The sequence below is a fragment of the Kribbella turkmenica genome (assembly GCF_004348725.1).
Classification (GTDB): domain Bacteria; phylum Actinomycetota; class Actinomycetes; order Propionibacteriales; family Kribbellaceae; genus Kribbella; species Kribbella turkmenica.
The window spans coordinates 18,946-35,215 of record NZ_SMKR01000067.1; the positions used below are offsets into that span (position 1 = coordinate 18,946).

Here is a 16,270-nt window from a genome sequence, read left to right on the forward strand (position 1 = left end):
GCTCAGCTGTCGTGCCGGGCGGCGATGAGGCGGTGGTACGCGCCGGTGAGGTGGTTGTCGATCGCGTCCGCGGCCGCCGTCGCGTCCCCGCCCGCGATGATGTCCCGGATCGCCTTGTGCTCGGCGTACGCGATCTCGTGGAAGTCCGGCCGGGCGACGTGCCGCGAGTACAGGAACATCGCGACCTGGCTGCGGATCTGCTGCCAGGCGCGGTCGAGCCGAGCGTGCCCGGCGGCCTGGTACAGCACATCGTGGAACGCGAAGTCCAGGTCCAGCGCGGTCTGTGGTGCGTAGTCCGGCCCGAGCGCCCGCATCTGCTCCAGTACGTCGTCCATCGTCGACAACTGCTCGGCGGTCAGCCGGGGGAGTGCCCGCTTGACCGCCAACTGCTCCAGGCTCAGCCGCAGCGTGTAGATCTCCTCGACGTCCTCGTCGGTCAGCGCGATCACCTGCGCGCCGCGATGCCGGCGCAGGACGACCAGACCCTCCCGCTCGAGCTCGATCAGCGCCTCGCGGACCGGCCCGCGACTCATGTCGAGCGCCGTCGCCAGCTCGCCCTCGGGGAGGTGCTGGCCCGGGGCCAGCGCACCGCTCACGATCATCTGCCGGATCGCCGGTACGACGGTCGCCCACAGCGCCGGACTGCGATCCGTCTGCCGCGCGAGCTGCTCCAGCGGTCCGCCCACGGCCGTCCTCCATCGGTGTAAATTGTCGATTGTTAACCATTGACTTTTGGCAACGCCGACCTCAGGCTAACCGGTAGACCCCCACACGGCGAGCCCTCACCGCCGGCAATCCCGGCCTGCCGCTCGCCCCCGCCGGCCAAAGCCGCCCGGCCCTCCCATCACCCTCCACTCGACCAGCCCGCGTCAGAGGGAGACTCCGTGCTGCCCACTCACCAGAGGCCACCGAACACCCCATCGACTCACCCGCCCAGAACGCTGACCCGACGCAGCATCCTCGCCCTCGGCGCCGGTAGCGCGGCCGCGCTGGCCGGCTGTTCCTCGCCGTTCGACGACACCACCCGCGGGGGTGGCCGGGTGCTGGAGTTCACCACCTTCTACACCGGTCCCGACGGCGCGTTGATGCAGACGATTGTTGATCGATACAACAGCTCACAGGACGACGTCGTCGTCCGGTTCACCGCACCGGCGTACGGCGGTGACTACCTGACGAAGATCCTCACCGCCTCACTGGCCGGTGCACCACCGGCGATCCTGGCGCTGCACAGCTACGAGATCCCGCCGTTGCGCCGGTTCCTGCACACGATCGACTTCAACGACCTCGGGTTCAGCCAGGACGACTTCGTCGACGGCACCTGGCAGCTCGCCACCATCGACGGCCGCCAGTACGGCGTGACGATGAGCACCGGACCCGCGGCCCTCGGGTACAACCGGGCCCTGTTCGAGAAGGCCGGCCTGGACCCGGACCGCCCGCCGACCACGGGTGCCGAGTTCGTCGCGGCCGCCCAGGCGCTGAAGAAGTCCGGTCCGTGGGGCTTCATCCGCGAGACCGGCACGTTCAACCCCTGGCTCACCCTCAACTGGCAGGCCGGCGGCGACCTGATCGACGCGGGCAGCCGCGCCCTGTTCGCCGAACCGCCGGGGATCCAGGCCGGCCAGTTCGAACGCGACCTCGTCCACCGCTACCACGTCGAGCCGGCCCAGCTCGCCGGACCTCAGCTCGGCGCGCTGTTCCGCAACCAGAAGGTGGGCATGGTCTTCACCTTCCCCTGGGTGCTGTCCCAGCTGCTGAAGACCAACGCGCAGCAAGGCACCCAGCTCGACGTCGCCCCGCTGCCGCAGTTCTTCGGCGGGCCGCGCTCGGTAGTCGCGACCTCGCACATCTACTGCATCCCGAAGCAGCGCAAGAACGACGCGTGGATCCAGGCCGAGGCGCAGAAGTTCATCGCCTGGCTGGTCCGCGAAGGCAGCGTCGACTGGGCCGGTGCGCAGGCGCCGGCCAGCCGGGCCGCCGCCGCGGCGATTGCCCGGAGCAACGATCCGGTGGTGCGCAAGATGGCGCTGTTCATCGACGAGGCCAAACACGCCCGGTTCGCACCGTACGCGTATCGCTGGAACCAGGCGTTCCAGTACCTGAACGACGCGCTCGACGACGTCGTCTACCAGGGCGCGGACGTGGCGGCCGAGCTTCGCCGGGCCGCGGCCCGCGCGACCGAGAGCATGCGGGAGCCGAAATGAGTGTCCTCAGCAGCCGCATTCCACTGGCCGGTGGAAGGGCGCGGGCAGCCAACCAGGCGAACGAGCCGCCCCGGCCGCGCTCCTGGCAGGCGGCGGTCTTCCTCGCGCCGTTCGGGGTGCTGTTCCTCTTCCTCTGGGCGGTCCCGGTCGTCCGCGGGTTCTACCTGAGCCTGACCGACGTCAACGTGGCCGAAGGCACCGGCGGCTTCGTCGGCCTGGCGAACTACGCCGATCTGTTCGGCGACGGCGACTTCCGTGCGGCGCTCGGTCACACGGTGCTGTTCGTCGTCCTGAACGTCCCGGTCCTGGTGGCCGCCGGCCTGATCCTCGCGCTCGTTCTCAACCGGGATCTGTCCGGCCGCAACCTGCTCCGCGCGGCCTTCGTCGGTCCATACCTCCTGCCCGGCGCGGCGGTCGCCCTGATCTGGACGCTCGTCCTGGACCCGGTCGACGGCTCACTGAACAGCGTTCTGGAAGCCGTCGGTCTGCCCGCCCAGCAATGGCTGACCGAGCCCGGTCAGGCGATGGGCGCCGTCGTACTGCTGACGCTCTGGTGGCGTGTCGGCTTCCCACTGCTCATCCTGCTCGCCGCCCTGCAGGACATCCCGAAGCAGCTCTACGAGGCTGCGCGGATCGACGGTGCGAGCAGGTGGCAGCAGTTCCGGTACGTCACTCTGCCCGGGATCGCGCCGGTCCTCGGACTCGTGGTGCTGCTGCGGCTGATCGACTCGTTCAAGGTGTTCGAGCAGGTCTACCTGCTGACCCAGGGCGGTCCGAGCGGTAGCACCCGCGTCGTACTGCAGATGCTCTACGAGACCGGGTTCCGCGACTTCCGGACCGGGTACGCCGCCGCGATCGGCTGGCTGCTCGCCCTCATCATCCTCGTGGTCACGATCGTCCACCAGGTCGTCAGCCGACGGAGCGTGAAGTCATGACAGCACTTGCGCACCGCCGCCGCGCTCGCCGGCTCGCGACCGCCGCGGCCCTGGTGTTCGCGATCCTCTGGGGGCTGCCGCTGCTCTGGACGCTGTCGTCGTCCTTCGAAGGCTCCACCACGCCGGGCAGCCGGCTGCTGCCGAGCGACCCGACGCTGGCGAACTGGGAGATGCTCGTCGACCCGGGCGGCCGGGCCGTCAACATCTTCATCGCCTTCTTCAACAGCACGGTCGTCGCGGTGGTCTCCACGGTGCTCGCGCTGCTGGTCTGCTCGATGGCCGGCTACGCCCTGGCCAAGCTCCCGTTCCGCGGCAACGCCGCCGTCCTCGGGCTGCTGCTGGCGACCATGCTGATCCCGGGCGAGGTGGTCCTGGTCCCGCTCTTCCAGCAGTTCCGCGAGCTCGGCCTGCTCAACACGTACGGCGCGCTGGCCCTGCCGCACATCGTGTCCCTGCTGGGAGTCGTCCTGGTCAGGCAGTTCATCGTGAACCTCCCGCCCGACCTGATCGACGCCGCCAGGTCCGACGGGGCGAACGCGTGGCAGATCTACCGGTACGTCGTCGTACCGCTGATCCGGCCGGCGCTGACCACGCTCGGCATCCTCGTGTTCCTCGGCTCCTGGAACGACTTCCTCTGGCCGTTGATCTCCACCAGTTCGCCGAGTATGCAGACCCTCCCGCTCGCGCTCGTCACCTTCCGGTCGGCGTACGGCGACGTCGACTACGGCGTCGTGATGGCGTCGGCCGCCCTCGCGATCACCCCACCACTGCTCGTCTTCCTGTTCGCCCAGCGATTCATCATCGCCGGCATCAGCAACACCGGACTGAAAGGCTGACATGACCCAGAACGCCTCTCCCAGCGACGTCCAGCGCCTCCCGTACGCTCCCTCGGACCCCGACGCCACTGCGCTGCGCTGCGCTCACGTCACCGTCGACGCGTCGGCCGATGCCGGCGGTCTCGAGCGGCCGTGGGCCAGCCTCGGATACGACGAGATCAACTGGACCTACACGCCCCAGGGCCGCCGCACCCTGCGGACCATCGGTGGCTTCGCGGAGACGCCGTACCACGTCCGGCCGCACAACATCTTCAACAGCGGCACGGGCCTCGGCCTGCCGCACTGGGGGAGCGGCAACGTCTACCACGAGGACGCGGACGGCAAGCCGTACTACGACTTCATCATCGCCGACCTGACGTACGACGCGATCGTCGGTGCCGGCCACCATCCGCTCGTCGAGCTCGCCTTCACCCCGCTGGCCCTGGTCCCGGACGAGGCGAAGACCGAGTTCCCCTTCGAGAACAGCCCTAGTCAGTACAGCGCGTACGAGGCCGGCTGGTGGTCGTATCCGCCCAAGGACTACGGCAAGTGGGCCGGTCTGGTCGGCGCGCTCGTCGAGCACGCACTCGAGCGCTATGGAGCCGACGAGGTCCAGCACTGGCTGTGGGAGCTGTGGAACGAGCCGGACATCTCCTACTGGCGCGGTACGCCGGAGCAGTTCCACGACCTGTACGACGTGACGGTCAAGGCGATCCGCGACGTCTACCCAGCCGCTCACGTCGGCGGCCCGGCGGTGACCGGAGGTGACCAGGGCGCGGTCTTCCTGCACGGCTTCCTGCAGGCCTGCTCCGATCGGGACCTGCCGGTCGACTTCGTCTCCTTCCACACCAAGGGATCGCACTTCACGCCCTGGCGCACGTACGGCCCGATCGGTGCGCCGGCGCCGGAGCGGCAGTCGCCGTCCACGCCGAAGATGCTCCGCGAGATCGACCGTGCGCTCGCCGTCATCGAGCGGTTCCCGCAGTACACGGGCGCGCCGGTGATCGTCGACGAGTGCGACGCGTCCGTCCCCGCGCACTGGGGGATCTACGACAACGCGAACTTCGCGTACCGCAACAACGAGTACTACCCGGTCTTCCAGGCCAAGCTGATGAAGAAGGTGCTGGACCTCAACGAGCAGCACACCGCGAAGGTGCACGAGGCAACGACCTGGAGCTTCTCGATGGAGGGCGAGCGCTACTTCGAGGGCACCCGCAGCTTCGTCACCGCGTCCGGCATCGAGAAGCCGCTCATGAACGCCTACCGGGCCTTCGCCCACCTCCGCGACCGCCGGGTGGCCGCCACGTCCGACCAATCCACGGACATCTCCGACATCAGTGCCCTGGGCAACGGATTGCCCGAGGAGGTGGACGTGATCGCGAGCCGCAGTTCCGCCGACGGTAGCGTGGCGATCCTGATCTGGCGCCACACGGACGACCAGTACGCCGAGGACCCGGACACGACCCGGGTCGAGCTGGCGGTCAACGGACTCGACTCCGGTGACTGGACCGTGGAGCACTTCCGGATCGACCGCAGCCACAGCAACAGCCACACCGTCTGGCAGGACCTGGGCGCACCACAGGACCCGACCCCGGAACAGCTGGCCGCCATCACCGCCCGGCAAGGGCTCGAGCGCTTCGCGGACGACGCCGAGCTCACCGTCGACGGAGTCGCGGGTCTGGAGCTCGACCTGCCGCTCCCGTCGCTGAGTCTCGTCGTTCTGACCAAGGTGGCCTGATGTTCATCGGCGGCGCCTGGCGGGAGGCCTCGGACGGCCGGACGATCGACGTACTCGACCCGGCGACCGAGCAGCTCGTCGCCCAGGTCCCGAACGCCTCGGACGCCGACCTGGACGACGCCCTCGCCGCGGCCGCGGCCGGTTTCGAGGTCTGGCGTCGTACGCCGCCCGCCGACAGAGCCGAGGTCCTCGACCGGGCCGGCCGGCTCCTGATCGAGCGGTCGTCGGCCATCGCCGCCGTGCTGACCGAAGAGCAAGGCAAACCGGTCGCCGAGGCCGAGGCGGAGGTCAGGCAGTCGGCGGAGTACTTGAGCTGGTTCGCCGGTGAGGCGGTCCGGTCCTACGGGCGGTTGCTGCCCACGGGACCGGGCCACCGGGCCTGGGTCGAGCGGCGGCCGATCGGACCGGTCGCCGCCTTCACCGCCTGGAACTTCCCGGCGTCACTGCCCGCCCGCAAGCTCGCGCCGGCGGTCGCGTACGGCTGCAGCATCATCGTCTGCCCGGCGATCGAGGCGCCGCGGACCGCGGCCGGGCTCGTCCGGGCGTTGGCGGACGCAGGTGTGCCCGACGGCGTGGTCAACCTGGTCACGGGGGACCCGCCGCGGGTCAGTGAGCGGCTCATCGGCTCCGGCGCGATCGCGAAGGTCACGCTGACCGGCTCGGTTCCGGTCGGGCAGACGCTGGTGCGGTTGTCGGCGGAGCGGCTGCAGCCGTTGACGCTCGAGCTCGGCGGTCACGCGCCTGTGCTGGTGTTCGACGACCTGTCCGACGAGCAGCTCGGCCGGACCGCGGACGCGGTGGTCCGGGCGAAGTTCCGCAACGCCGGCCAGGTCTGCATCTCGCCGAGCCGGATCTTCGTGCAGCGGTCGATGGTGGACGACTTCGTCGCCGCGGTGATCGAGCGCGTCGACGGGCTGGAGATCGGCCCGCTGGCGAACGCCCGCCGGCGGGAGGCGGTCGCTGAGTTGGTCCACAGCAGCCGGGCGAAGGTTCACTGCGGGGGAGTGAAGCCCGACGGCCCCGGGTTCTTCTATCCGCCGACCGTGCTGACCGACCTCCCGGCCGACGCCGCGGTCCTCCGGGACGAGCCGTTCGGGCCGATCATGCCGATCCTGCCGTTCGACGGACTCGAGGACGGCATCGCGCAGGCGAACGCCGTGCCGTACGGCTTGGCGGCGTACGTCTTCACCGCCGACCTGCAACGCGCCGACGTGGCGGTCGCCGGGCTGGAAGCGGGCATGATCGGTGTCAACGAGGTGGCCCTGGCGTCGGCGGCCTCGCCGTTCGGCGGGGTGAAGCTGTCCGGGTACGGCAGAGAGGGTGGCACCGAGAGCCTGGAGGCGTACACGGTGGCTACCGCGGTGACGACGAAAGGAGCTCCATGACGTTGGATCCCGGGGTGTGGGGTGTGCTGGCGACACCGCTCACGGCGGACGGTTCGGCGATCGACGCCGAGTCGCTGTCCCGGCAGGTCAGGCACTACGAATCGATCGGCGCGACCGGGCTGACCGTGCTCGGGGTGTTCGGCGAAGCGGCCCGGCTCACCCCGGCGGAGCGCCGTACTGTCGTCGAGACGGTGGTCGGCTCGGGGGAGCTGCCCCTGGTGGTCGGCGTCAGCACACTCGCACTGGAGGAAGTCTGCGCTGAGGCCGCGAACGTCCTGCCCGTGGTCGGCTCGCGGCTCGCCGGGCTCATGGTGCAGGTGAACTCCGTCGATCCTGATGCTCTGAGCAAGCACCTGAACGCCGTTGCCGACCGCACCGAATGTCCGCTGGTCGTCCAGGACTACCCGGTGATCAGCGGCGTCCGGATCGCCACCGCCGACCTGGTGGCCGCCGTACGCACGGTGCCTGCTGTTGTCGCGGTGAAGTCCGAGTCCTCGCCGAGCCCGCCGGCGGTCGCCGAGCTGGCGGCCGGGCTCGACGTACCGATCTTCGGTGGCCTCGGCGGGACTTGCCTGCTCGATGAACTGGCCGTTGGCGCGGCCGGTGCGATGACCGGCTTCTCCGTTCCGGAAGGTCTGCTGGCGTGCGTCGGTGCCTTCAGGGAGGGTGGGTTCGAGGCGGCTCACGACGTCTGGCGCGACTACCTTCCACTGGTCAACTTCGAGTTCCAGGCGGCGATCGCGCTCGGGCTGCGGAAACGCAGCCTGGTGCTTCGCGGCCTGATCGCGTACGACGCGGTGCGGCCGCCGGCCGCGGTACCGCCGGCGAGCATGCTGCGGTTGCTCGAAGAGCACCTCCGCCGGACGCCGGGTGTGTCATGAGCGGGATCTATCGCGGGCTGGTCAGCTACGGCGACCGGGACTTCTCCCGCTTCCTGCGGCGGGCGTTCCTGCACGCGAGCGGCCGGTCACCGGAGTCGCTCGACCGGCCCGTGGTCGGCATCGCCACGTCCACCAGCGACTTCAATCCTTGTCACCGGCAACAACCCGAGCTGGTGCGGTCGGTGGCCCGCGGCATCGTCGCGGCCGGCGGGCTGCCGATGGAGTTCCCGACCATCTCGCTGGGGGAGAGCTTCCTCGAGCCGACCGCGATGGTTTACCGCAACCTGATGGCGATGGACGTCGAGGAGCTCGTCCGGGCCCAGCCGATGGACGCCGTCGTCCTCGTCGGCGGTTGCGACAAGACCGTGCCCGCCCAGCTGATGGGCGCGTTCTCGGCCGGCCGCCCGGCGATCCAGCTCGTCACCGGTCCGATGTCGACCGGCCGGTATCAGGGCGAGCGGCTCGGCGCGTGCACCGACTGCAGGTGGTTCTGGGCGCGCTATCGCGCCGGAGAGGTTTCCGAGACCGAGATCGGCCAGGTGGAGCGCAACCTGGCCACCACTGCGGGCACCTGCGCGGTGATGGGTACGGCCTCCACGATGGCCTGCATCGTGGAGGCTCTCGGCATGGCGTTGCCCGACAGCGCCGCCGCGCCTGCTGTACATGCGGACCGCTTGCGCATCGGTGAGGCAACCGGTGCGGCTGCCGTGTCGATCGCCCTCGCGGAGCGCACCCCTGACCAGATCGTCACCGCTGCGTCGGTCCGCAACGCCCTGCGCGTGCTTCTGGCCATTGGCGGGTCGACCAATGCACTGATCCACCTGACTGCCATGGCCGGCCGGCTGGGGTTGCCGGTCGATCCGGACGAGCTGAACGAATTGAGTGAGACCACACCGGTGCTGGTGGAGCTCAAACCGACAGGTGCGAACTACATGGAGGATCTCCATGCGTCCGGCGGGCTACCCGCCGTACTACACGAGTTGAGGGACCTCCTGGACTTGTCCGCCCTCACAGTGACGGGCGAGACGCTGGGCGAGCGGCTCGGTGCGGGGCCTAGCTGGGTGGACCGGGAAGTCGTGCGACCACTCAGCGAACCGAGTCGCGAGAAGGGCGGACTGGTATGGCTGCGGGGCTCCCTGGCTCCGTCCGGCGCGCTGATCAAGCGATCCGCAGCTGATCCCGCTCTGTTCGAGACCACGGGTCGTGCAGTCGTCTTCACCTCGTTGGAGGACCTCGCGGCCCGGGTCGACGATCCGGAGCTCGACGTGCGGCCGGACGACGTACTCGTGCTGCAGAACGCCGGACCGCTGGGCGCCGGCATGCCCGAGGCGGGCTATCTGCCGATCCCGGCGAAGCTGGCGCGGGCCGGCGTCCGCGACATGGTCCGCATCTCCGACGCCCGCATGAGTGGTACGGCGTACGGCACGATCGTGCTCCACGTGACGCCGGAGGCGGCCCTCGGCGGCCCCTTGGCCCTCGTCCGGAACGGCGACCGGATCCGGCTCTCCGTATCCGAAGCCCGGCTGGACCTGCTGGTCCCGCCGGAGGAGCTGGACCGGCGCCGGGCGGATCTGCCGGCGCCCGGGACCCCGCCGGTGACCGGCTACCGCAAGTTGTTCCGCGACCACGTTCTGGGAGCGGATCGCGGCTGCGATTTCGACTTCTGCCTGCCTGGCTCCTGACCGTCCGGGCCGCCGTAGTTTGCTCCTCCGCAAGCCCGTTCCGATGGCGCCACGCGGGACTACACGGGGCCGCGCGGATGTTGGAACACAGTGAGGAGTCCGGGACGCGCCCGACAACTTGGCGTTCTTGCAAACTGTCGGAGCAGCGATCTAGGATCCCTAGATGTAGTGGTTACACGGGTGTAATTTTCCACAGGTAGTGGTCAGTTACACACAAGTTGTCCCCAAGCTGGTCCACAGGTCGCCCTCCTGGCGGCCTCACGGGAGGAGTGATTCGTCGTGCACTGTCCGTATTGCCGGCACGCCGACTCCCGGGTCGTGGACAGCCGGGTGGCCGAGGACGGCGGAGCGATCCGCCGCCGCCGGCAGTGCCCGGTCTGCGAGAAGCGGTTCACCACGGTGGAGCAGATGCAGCTCACGGTGGTGAAGCGCTCCGGCGCGACCGAGCCGTTCAGCCGGGAGAAGGTCATCAACGGAGTCGGCAAGGCCTGCAAGGGCCGGCCGGTGGACGTCGACGCACTGGCCCGGCTGGGCCAGCGGGTCGAGGACGCGCTCAAGGCGAGCGGCTCGCCGGAGGTGCCCGCGCACGAGGTCGGACTCGCGATCCTCGGGCCGCTGCGGGAGCTCGACGAGGTCGCCTACCTGCGGTTCGCGAGCGTCTACCGCCAGTTCGAGTCCGCGGACGACTTCGAGACGGAGATCGCGCTGCTGCGGGCGGAGAAGGAGCCGGAAGGCACCGAGCCGCGCCCGCTGAGGCCGACCCAGCAGACGTAAATCGGGGAACCTGCAACACCTGGCGTTACGCAGTACTCAACGGGGCGGTCCCGACAGACCGCGGCAGTACAGACACAGGGCGAGGAGCAACCATGACAGAGACGGTGACCGGCCACTCGGGGTCGACCAAGAGGTCGGCGGCCGGGTTCCGCGGGCGGAAGAACGCGCCCACGGGACTCACCATCGAGCGCATCTTCACGACCGAGGGAGTACACCCGTACGACGAGGTGACGTGGGAGCGCCGCGACGTCGTCCAGCAGAACTGGAAGACCGGTGAGACCGTCTTCGAGCAGCGCGGGGTCGAGTTCCCCGACTACTGGAGCGTGAACGCGTCCACCATCGTGACGACGAAGTACTTCCGCGGCGCGGTCGGGCACGACAACCGCGAGTGGAGCCTCAGGCAGCTGCTCGACCGGGTGGTCAAGACCTACCGCAAGGCCGGTGAGGAGCACGGCTACTTCGCCACCCCGGCCGACGCGGAGGTGTTCGAGCACGAGATCACCTGGATGCTGCTGCACCAGTACTTCAGCTTCAACTCGCCGGTCTGGTTCAACGTCGGCACGTCCTCGCCGCAGCAGGTGTCGGCCTGCTTCATCCTCGCCGTGGACGACTCGATGGACTCGATCCTGAACTGGTACAAGGAAGAGGGCCTGATCTTCAAGGGCGGCTCCGGCGCCGGCCTGAACCTGTCCCGGATCCGCTCGTCCAAGGAACTGCTGCAGTCCTCCGGCGGCACGGCCTCCGGCCCGGTCTCGTTCATGCGCGGCGCGGACGCGTCCGCCGGCACGATCAAGTCCGGCGGTGCCACCCGGCGGGCGGCCAAGATGGTCGTGCTCGACGTCGACCACCCGGACATCGAGGAGTTCGTCGAGACCAAGATGCGCGAGGAGGAGAAAATCCGCGTCCTGCGCGACGCGGGCTTCGACATGGACCTCGGCGGCCGTGACATCACCTCGGTGCAGTACCAGAACGCGAACAACTCCGTCCGGGTCACCGACGAGTTCATGCGCGCGGTCGAGGACAAGGGCGAGTTCGGGCTGCGGGCGCGGCTGGACAACTCGGTGATCGAGACCGTCGACGCGCGGGAGCTGTTCGACAAGATCTCCCAGGCCGCGTGGGCCTGCGCCGACCCGGGGCTGCAGTACGACGACACCATCAACGACTGGCACACGACCCCGGAGACGGGCCGGATCACGGCGTCCAACCCGTGCTCGGAGTACATGCACCTGGACAACTCGTCCTGCAACCTGGCGTCGCTGAACCTGATGAAGTTCCTCCGCGACGACGACCTGTTCGACTCCGAGAAGTTCGTCAAGGCGGTCGAGCTGATCATCACCGCGATGGACATCTCGATCTGCTTCGCCGACTTCCCGACCGAGGCGATCGGCGACACCACCCGCGCGTACCGGCAGCTGGGCATCGGCTACGCGAACCTCGGTGCGTTGCTTATGGCAACGGGACACGCATACGACTCCGACGGTGGTCGCGCACTGGCGGGCGCTATCACCTCGCTGATGACCGGTACGTCGTACAAGCGCTCCGCCGAGCTGGCCGGCGTCGTCGGCCCGTACGACGGCTTCGAGCGGAACAAGGACGCGCACACCCGGGTGATGCGCAAGCACGCGGCGGCCAACGACGCGATCCGCACCATGCACGAGATCGACAAGGACGTCCAGAAGCACGCCACCGCGGCGTGGGACGCGGTACTGAAGATCGGTGCGAAGAACGGCTGGCGCAACGCGCAGGCCTCGGTGCTCGCGCCGACCGGCACCATCGGCTTCATGATGGACTGCGACACCACCGGCATCGAGCCGGACTTCTCGCTGGTCAAGTTCAAGAAGCTGGTCGGCGGCGGCTCGATGCAGATCGTCAACCAGACGGTGCCGCGGGCGCTGCGGCAGTACAACTACACCGAGGAGACGATCGAGGCGATCGTCGAGTACATCGCCGAGCACGGTCACGTGGTCGACGCACCCGGCCTGAAGCCGGAGCACTACGAGATCTTCGACACCGCGATGGGCGAGCGGGCAATCAAGCCGATGGGGCACGTGCGGATGATGGCGGCCGCGCAGCCGTTCCTGTCCGGCGCGATCTCGAAGACGGTGAACCTGCCGGAGACCGCGACGGTCGAGGAGATCGCCGACGTCTACTTCCAGGGCTGGAAGCTCGGTCTGAAGGCGCTTGCGGTCTACCGCGACAACTGCAAGGTCGGCCAGCCGCTGGCCGACGGGAAGTCCGCGAAGAAGGCTGCCGCGCAGTCGGTCGAGCCGGCCGTCGCCGAGAAGATCGTCGAGAAGGTGATCGAGTACCGGCCGACCCGCAAGCGCCTGCCGAAGTCGCGGCCGTCGCGGACCACGTCGTTCTCGGTCGGCGGCGCCGAGGGGTACATGACCGCCGGCTCCTACCCGGACGACGGTCTGGGCGAGGTCTTCCTGAAGATGGGCAAGCAGGGTTCGACCCTGGCCGGGGTGATGGACGCCTTCTCGATCGCGATCTCGGTCGCGCTGCAGCACGGCGTACCGCTGGAGACCTACGTCCAGAAGTTCACGAACCTGAAGTTCGAGCCGGCCGGTCTGACCGACGATCCGGACGTCCGGATGGCGCAGTCGATCATGGACTACATCTTCCGCCGGCTGGCCCTGGACTACCTGCCGTTCGACGAGCGGGCCGCGCTGGGCATCTACTCCGCGGAGGAGCGGTCCCGGCAGCTCGACACCGGCTCCTACGAGCCGGCCCCGGTCGAGGTCTCCGAGGCCGAGTCGCTGAAGTCCGTCGAGCCCGCGCCGGAGAAGCCGGCCGTGGCCGAGGCGGCGGCCGCGAAGCCGGTCGACACCCCCGAGGTCCGCACCACCGCCGAGATGTTCGAGCTCATCACCGGCACGTCGGTCGACGCCCCACTGTGCTTCACCTGCGGCACCAAGATGCGCCCGAGCGGCTCCTGCTACGTCTGCGAGGGCTGCGGCAGCACCTCCGGCTGCAGCTGACCGGCAGCCGACTGCGGTCGGTTCGCTAGCTGAAAGCGCCACGGCCCCCGGGAACTTCCCACTTTCCCCGGGGGCCGCAGCGCGTCTACCGTCGAGCTGTGGAGGAGATCGACGGTCTCCTCGCGGCCGGGGAGAAGGCGCTCGGCGACGGGGACTGGCGGGCGGCACGTGCGGCGTTCGGGTCCGACGGTGTGAAGGACACTGCTGCGGGCCTCGCCGGGCTGGGCAATGCCCACTGGTGGCTCGGCGACACCCGGTCGGCGTTCTCGTGTTGGGAACGCGCCTACGCGCTGTACCGCCGCACCGACCCCGTGGAGGCCGTGTTCGCCGCACTTGGCCTCAGCTTCTTGTGCGACGCCAACTTCGGCGACCATGCTGCCGCGCAGGGGTGGGCCGCCAGGGCGGACCGGGTGGCCGCGTCGGTCGGAGACCCGGTTGTGTCCGCCTGGGCGTCGTTGGCGCGTGCCGGCGCCGCGGACGAGGCGGCCAGGGCGGCCGCTTGGTGCGAAGCGGCGTCCGACGTCGGGGCCGAAGTGGGGGACCGGGACCTCGAGCTGTGTGCACTGAGCATGTGGGGCTCGGCCCTGATGGATTTAGGCCAGGTCATCAAGGGCACCGCCCTGCTGGACGAGGCTCTGGCCGGCGCCCTCGGTGGTGAGGGCGCGCGGCCCGACACCGTCGTGTTGACCAGCTGTCTGCTGATGCGGTCATGCGTCCGTGGTGCCGACTTCCTGCGGGTCGTGCAGTGGACGCGCTCACTCGACGACTTCATCGAGCGCTACGGCTGCCCGTACCTGCATGCCTCGTGCCGAGCGTCGTACGGCGCTGTCCTCACCGCGACGGGTGACTGGCCACGAGCCGAGGGCGAACTGGTCGCCGCAGCCGAGCTGGCGCGGAATGCGGCGCCTTCGGTCCAGGCGGAGGCGGCTGCCTTCCTCGCGGACCTCCGGCTCGGGCAGGGGCGGGTTGACGAGGCGCGTCGGCTGCTGATCGGTTTCGAGGACCGCACCGTCGTACGGCCTGTCCTCGCATCTGCCTACCTGGCCGCGGGCGAAGTGGCGATGGCCGTGTCTCTGGTACGCCGGCAACTAGACGACACCACACCGCTGGAGGAGGCACGTCTTCGTGAAGTGCTCGGGTCTGCGTGCCTGGCCGCGGGTGACGTCGCCGGTGCTGTCGCCGAGGCGGAGCGGCTGTCTGCCCTCGGTACGACGACCGACAGCGGGCTGATCGCGGCCCGCGAGGCGCGGCTGTGCGGGCGGGCGCTATCGGCGCAGGGGCAGTGTCGCGAGGCCGTCGCCCGGTTGTCGGCGGCGCTGACGTGGTTCGGCTTGTTGGAGATGCCTCTCGAGGCCGCGCGAACCCGGATGATGCTGGCGCACGCGATGTGCGCCGATGATCCAGTACCCGCGGTCGCCGAGGCCCGGATCGCTCTCGCGGTGTTCGAGGACCTGGGCGCCGCTGCCGATGCTGATGCCGCTGCCGCCTGGCTGCACTCCGCCGGCGCGACCGCGGTCCGCGTCGGCCCGCGTGGTCTCGGTCTGCTGACCAAGCGCGAACGTGACGTGCTCGCCGTACTCGCGGAAGGCCTGCCCAATCCCGAGATCGCGGCTCGGCTCTACATCAGCCGCCGTACCGTCGAGCACCACGTCGCGAGCATCCTGTCCAAGCTCGGCGTCCGGAACCGCACCGAGGCCGCCGCCTACCTCGCCCGGGTGAGCGAATAGGCGAGTTCACCGATGCTCGGCGCCTGACGGCGGTGCGACGCTGCTCGCGTTGAGAGGAGCTCACCATGAGCGAGACAGTGCTGGACACGACCCGCGCCGAGGCCTTCGGCCAGCAGATGGTCGAAGTACTGAACCACAGCACACTCGCGTTGCTGACGAGCATCGGCCACCAGGTCGGGCTGTACGACACCCTCGCCGACCTGCCACCCGCCACCAGCCACGAGATCGCCGGCGCTGCCGGCCTCCAGGAGCGCTACGTCCGCGAGTGGCTCGGCGCCATGACCGTCGCCCGAATCGTCGAGTACGACGCCGGCGACCGCACGTACTGGTTACCGCGCGAGCACGCCGCCTCCCTGACCCGCGCCGCCGGTCCGGAGAACATCGCGGGAACGATGCAGTTCATCGCACTGCTCGCCGGCGTCGAGTCGTCGTTGGCGGAGTGCTTCCGGGGCGGCGGGGGAGTCCCGTACTCGGAGTTCGGCGAGTTCCACCGCCTGATGGCCGAAGACAGCGGCGCCCTCTTCGACGCCGCTCTGATCGATGAGATCCTGCCGCTGGTCCCCGGGCTGCCGGCTCGGTTGGAGGAGGGCATCGAGGTCGCAGACATCGGCTGCGGCAGCGGACACGCGATCAACCTGATCGCCGCCGCCTATCCCCGGAGCCGGTGCGTCGGCTACGACTTCTCCGCCGAAGGCATCGCCGCCGGCCAGGCCGAAGCGGCCACGCTGCGATTGCGGAACGCGGAGTTCGCCGTCCGCGACGCCGCCTCGCTGGGAGAGCACCAGCGGTTCGACCTGGTCACCGCCTTCGACGCGATCCACGACCAGGCCCACCCGTCCCAGGTCCTCGCCGGCATCGCCGACTCCCTCCGCCCCGGCGGCGTTTTCCTGATGGTCGACATCCAGGCCTCCAGCAACCTCGAGGACAACCTTGACCACCCCTTCGCCACCTTCCTCTACAGCGTCTCCACCATGCACTGCATGACCGTCTCCCTCTCCCTCGACGGCGACGCCCTCGGCACAGTCTGGGGCGAACAGAAGGCCCACCAACTACTCACCGAAGCCGGATTCACCAATGTCCGTACCACCCACCTAGACCCCGACCCTTTCAACACCTACTACATCTGCCGCAAGTAGCCCCACCCCAGC

At 69.4% G+C, this 16,270-nt stretch carries 12 protein-coding genes; 11 read left to right on the forward strand and 1 reads right to left on the reverse strand.

The window, feature by feature from the left end; translation table 11 throughout:
* Positions 1 to 2 precede the first annotated feature (2 nt).
* The gene (locus E1218_RS16965; protein ID WP_202866056.1) at positions 3 to 686 is read right to left on the reverse strand and encodes a GntR family transcriptional regulator; all 684 of its coding nucleotides are present in this window, start codon (positions 684 to 686) and stop codon (positions 3 to 5) included.
* Positions 687 to 884: 198 nt separating this feature from the next.
* On the opposite strand from E1218_RS16965, the gene E1218_RS16970 reads away from it, so the two are divergent.
* The 11 genes from E1218_RS16970 (at position 885) to E1218_RS17020 (ending at position 16,258) form a co-directional block, all read left to right on the forward strand.
* Positions 885 to 2,201, forward strand: coding sequence for an extracellular solute-binding protein (locus tag E1218_RS16970; RefSeq protein ID WP_132321192.1), 1,317 nt, complete (start codon positions 885 to 887; stop codon positions 2,199 to 2,201).
* Positions 2,198 to 3,136 (forward strand): carbohydrate ABC transporter permease, encoded by a 939-nt coding sequence (locus E1218_RS16975; protein WP_132321194.1) that lies wholly within the window; start codon positions 2,198 to 2,200, stop codon positions 3,134 to 3,136. Before E1218_RS16970 ends, E1218_RS16975 begins: the two co-directional genes overlap by 4 nt.
* Complete coding sequence (locus E1218_RS16980; RefSeq protein WP_132321196.1) at positions 3,133 to 3,972, forward strand: carbohydrate ABC transporter permease; 840 nt, start codon at positions 3,133 to 3,135, stop codon at positions 3,970 to 3,972. Before E1218_RS16975 ends, E1218_RS16980 begins: the two co-directional genes overlap by 4 nt.
* Position 3,973: 1 nt before the next feature.
* Positions 3,974 to 5,689 carry a GH39 family glycosyl hydrolase gene (locus tag E1218_RS16985; protein WP_132321198.1) on the forward strand — a complete coding sequence of 572 codons (1,716 nt, stop codon included), beginning with the start codon at positions 3,974 to 3,976 and terminating at the stop codon, positions 5,687 to 5,689.
* Positions 5,689 to 7,074: an NAD-dependent succinate-semialdehyde dehydrogenase gene (locus tag E1218_RS16990; RefSeq protein ID WP_132321200.1), complete on the forward strand. Its 1,386-nt coding sequence runs from the start codon at positions 5,689 to 5,691 to the stop codon at positions 7,072 to 7,074. The genes E1218_RS16985 and E1218_RS16990 overlap by 1 nt, the downstream gene beginning before the upstream one ends.
* Positions 7,071 to 7,955 carry a dihydrodipicolinate synthase family protein gene (locus E1218_RS16995; protein ID WP_132321202.1) on the forward strand — a complete coding sequence of 295 codons (885 nt, stop codon included), beginning with the start codon at positions 7,071 to 7,073 and terminating at the stop codon, positions 7,953 to 7,955. Before E1218_RS16990 ends, E1218_RS16995 begins: the two co-directional genes overlap by 4 nt.
* Entirely contained in the window at positions 7,952 to 9,637 is a 1,686-nt protein-coding gene (locus tag E1218_RS17000) for a dihydroxy-acid dehydratase (RefSeq protein ID WP_132321204.1), read from the forward strand. Before E1218_RS16995 ends, E1218_RS17000 begins: the two co-directional genes overlap by 4 nt.
* A 279-nt stretch (positions 9,638 to 9,916) precedes the next feature.
* Positions 9,917 to 10,411: a transcriptional regulator NrdR gene (nrdR, locus tag E1218_RS17005; protein WP_132321206.1), complete on the forward strand. Its 495-nt coding sequence runs from the start codon at positions 9,917 to 9,919 to the stop codon at positions 10,409 to 10,411.
* A gap of 92 nt (positions 10,412 to 10,503) precedes the next feature.
* Positions 10,504 to 13,395 (forward strand): vitamin B12-dependent ribonucleotide reductase, encoded by a 2,892-nt coding sequence (locus E1218_RS17010; protein WP_132321208.1) that lies wholly within the window; start codon positions 10,504 to 10,506, stop codon positions 13,393 to 13,395.
* 98 nt (positions 13,396 to 13,493) lie between these two features.
* On the forward strand, positions 13,494 to 15,122 hold the full coding sequence (locus E1218_RS17015; protein WP_132321210.1) for a helix-turn-helix transcriptional regulator: 1,629 nt from the start codon (positions 13,494 to 13,496) through the stop codon (positions 15,120 to 15,122).
* Between the two features lie 65 nt (positions 15,123 to 15,187).
* Complete coding sequence (locus tag E1218_RS17020) at positions 15,188 to 16,258, forward strand: class I SAM-dependent methyltransferase (protein ID WP_132321212.1); 1,071 nt, start codon at positions 15,188 to 15,190, stop codon at positions 16,256 to 16,258.
* Positions 16,259 to 16,270 lie beyond the last annotated feature (12 nt).

Coding starts and splice junctions, on each gene's coding strand:
- E1218_RS17020 (WP_132321212.1), top strand. CDS start 15,188: ATGAGCGAGACAGTGCTGGACACGACCCGCGCCGAGGCCTTCGGCCAG.
- E1218_RS17010 (WP_132321208.1), top strand. CDS start 10,504: ATGACAGAGACGGTGACCGGCCACTCGGGGTCGACCAAGAGGTCGGCG.
- E1218_RS16990 (WP_132321200.1), top strand. CDS start 5,689: ATGTTCATCGGCGGCGCCTGGCGGGAGGCCTCGGACGGCCGGACGATC.
- E1218_RS16995 (WP_132321202.1), top strand. CDS start 7,071: ATGACGTTGGATCCCGGGGTGTGGGGTGTGCTGGCGACACCGCTCACG.
- E1218_RS17000 (WP_132321204.1), top strand. CDS start 7,952: ATGAGCGGGATCTATCGCGGGCTGGTCAGCTACGGCGACCGGGACTTC.
- E1218_RS16975 (WP_132321194.1), top strand. CDS start 2,198: ATGAGTGTCCTCAGCAGCCGCATTCCACTGGCCGGTGGAAGGGCGCGG.
- E1218_RS16980 (WP_132321196.1), top strand. CDS start 3,133: ATGACAGCACTTGCGCACCGCCGCCGCGCTCGCCGGCTCGCGACCGCC.
- E1218_RS16985 (WP_132321198.1), top strand. CDS start 3,974: ATGACCCAGAACGCCTCTCCCAGCGACGTCCAGCGCCTCCCGTACGCT.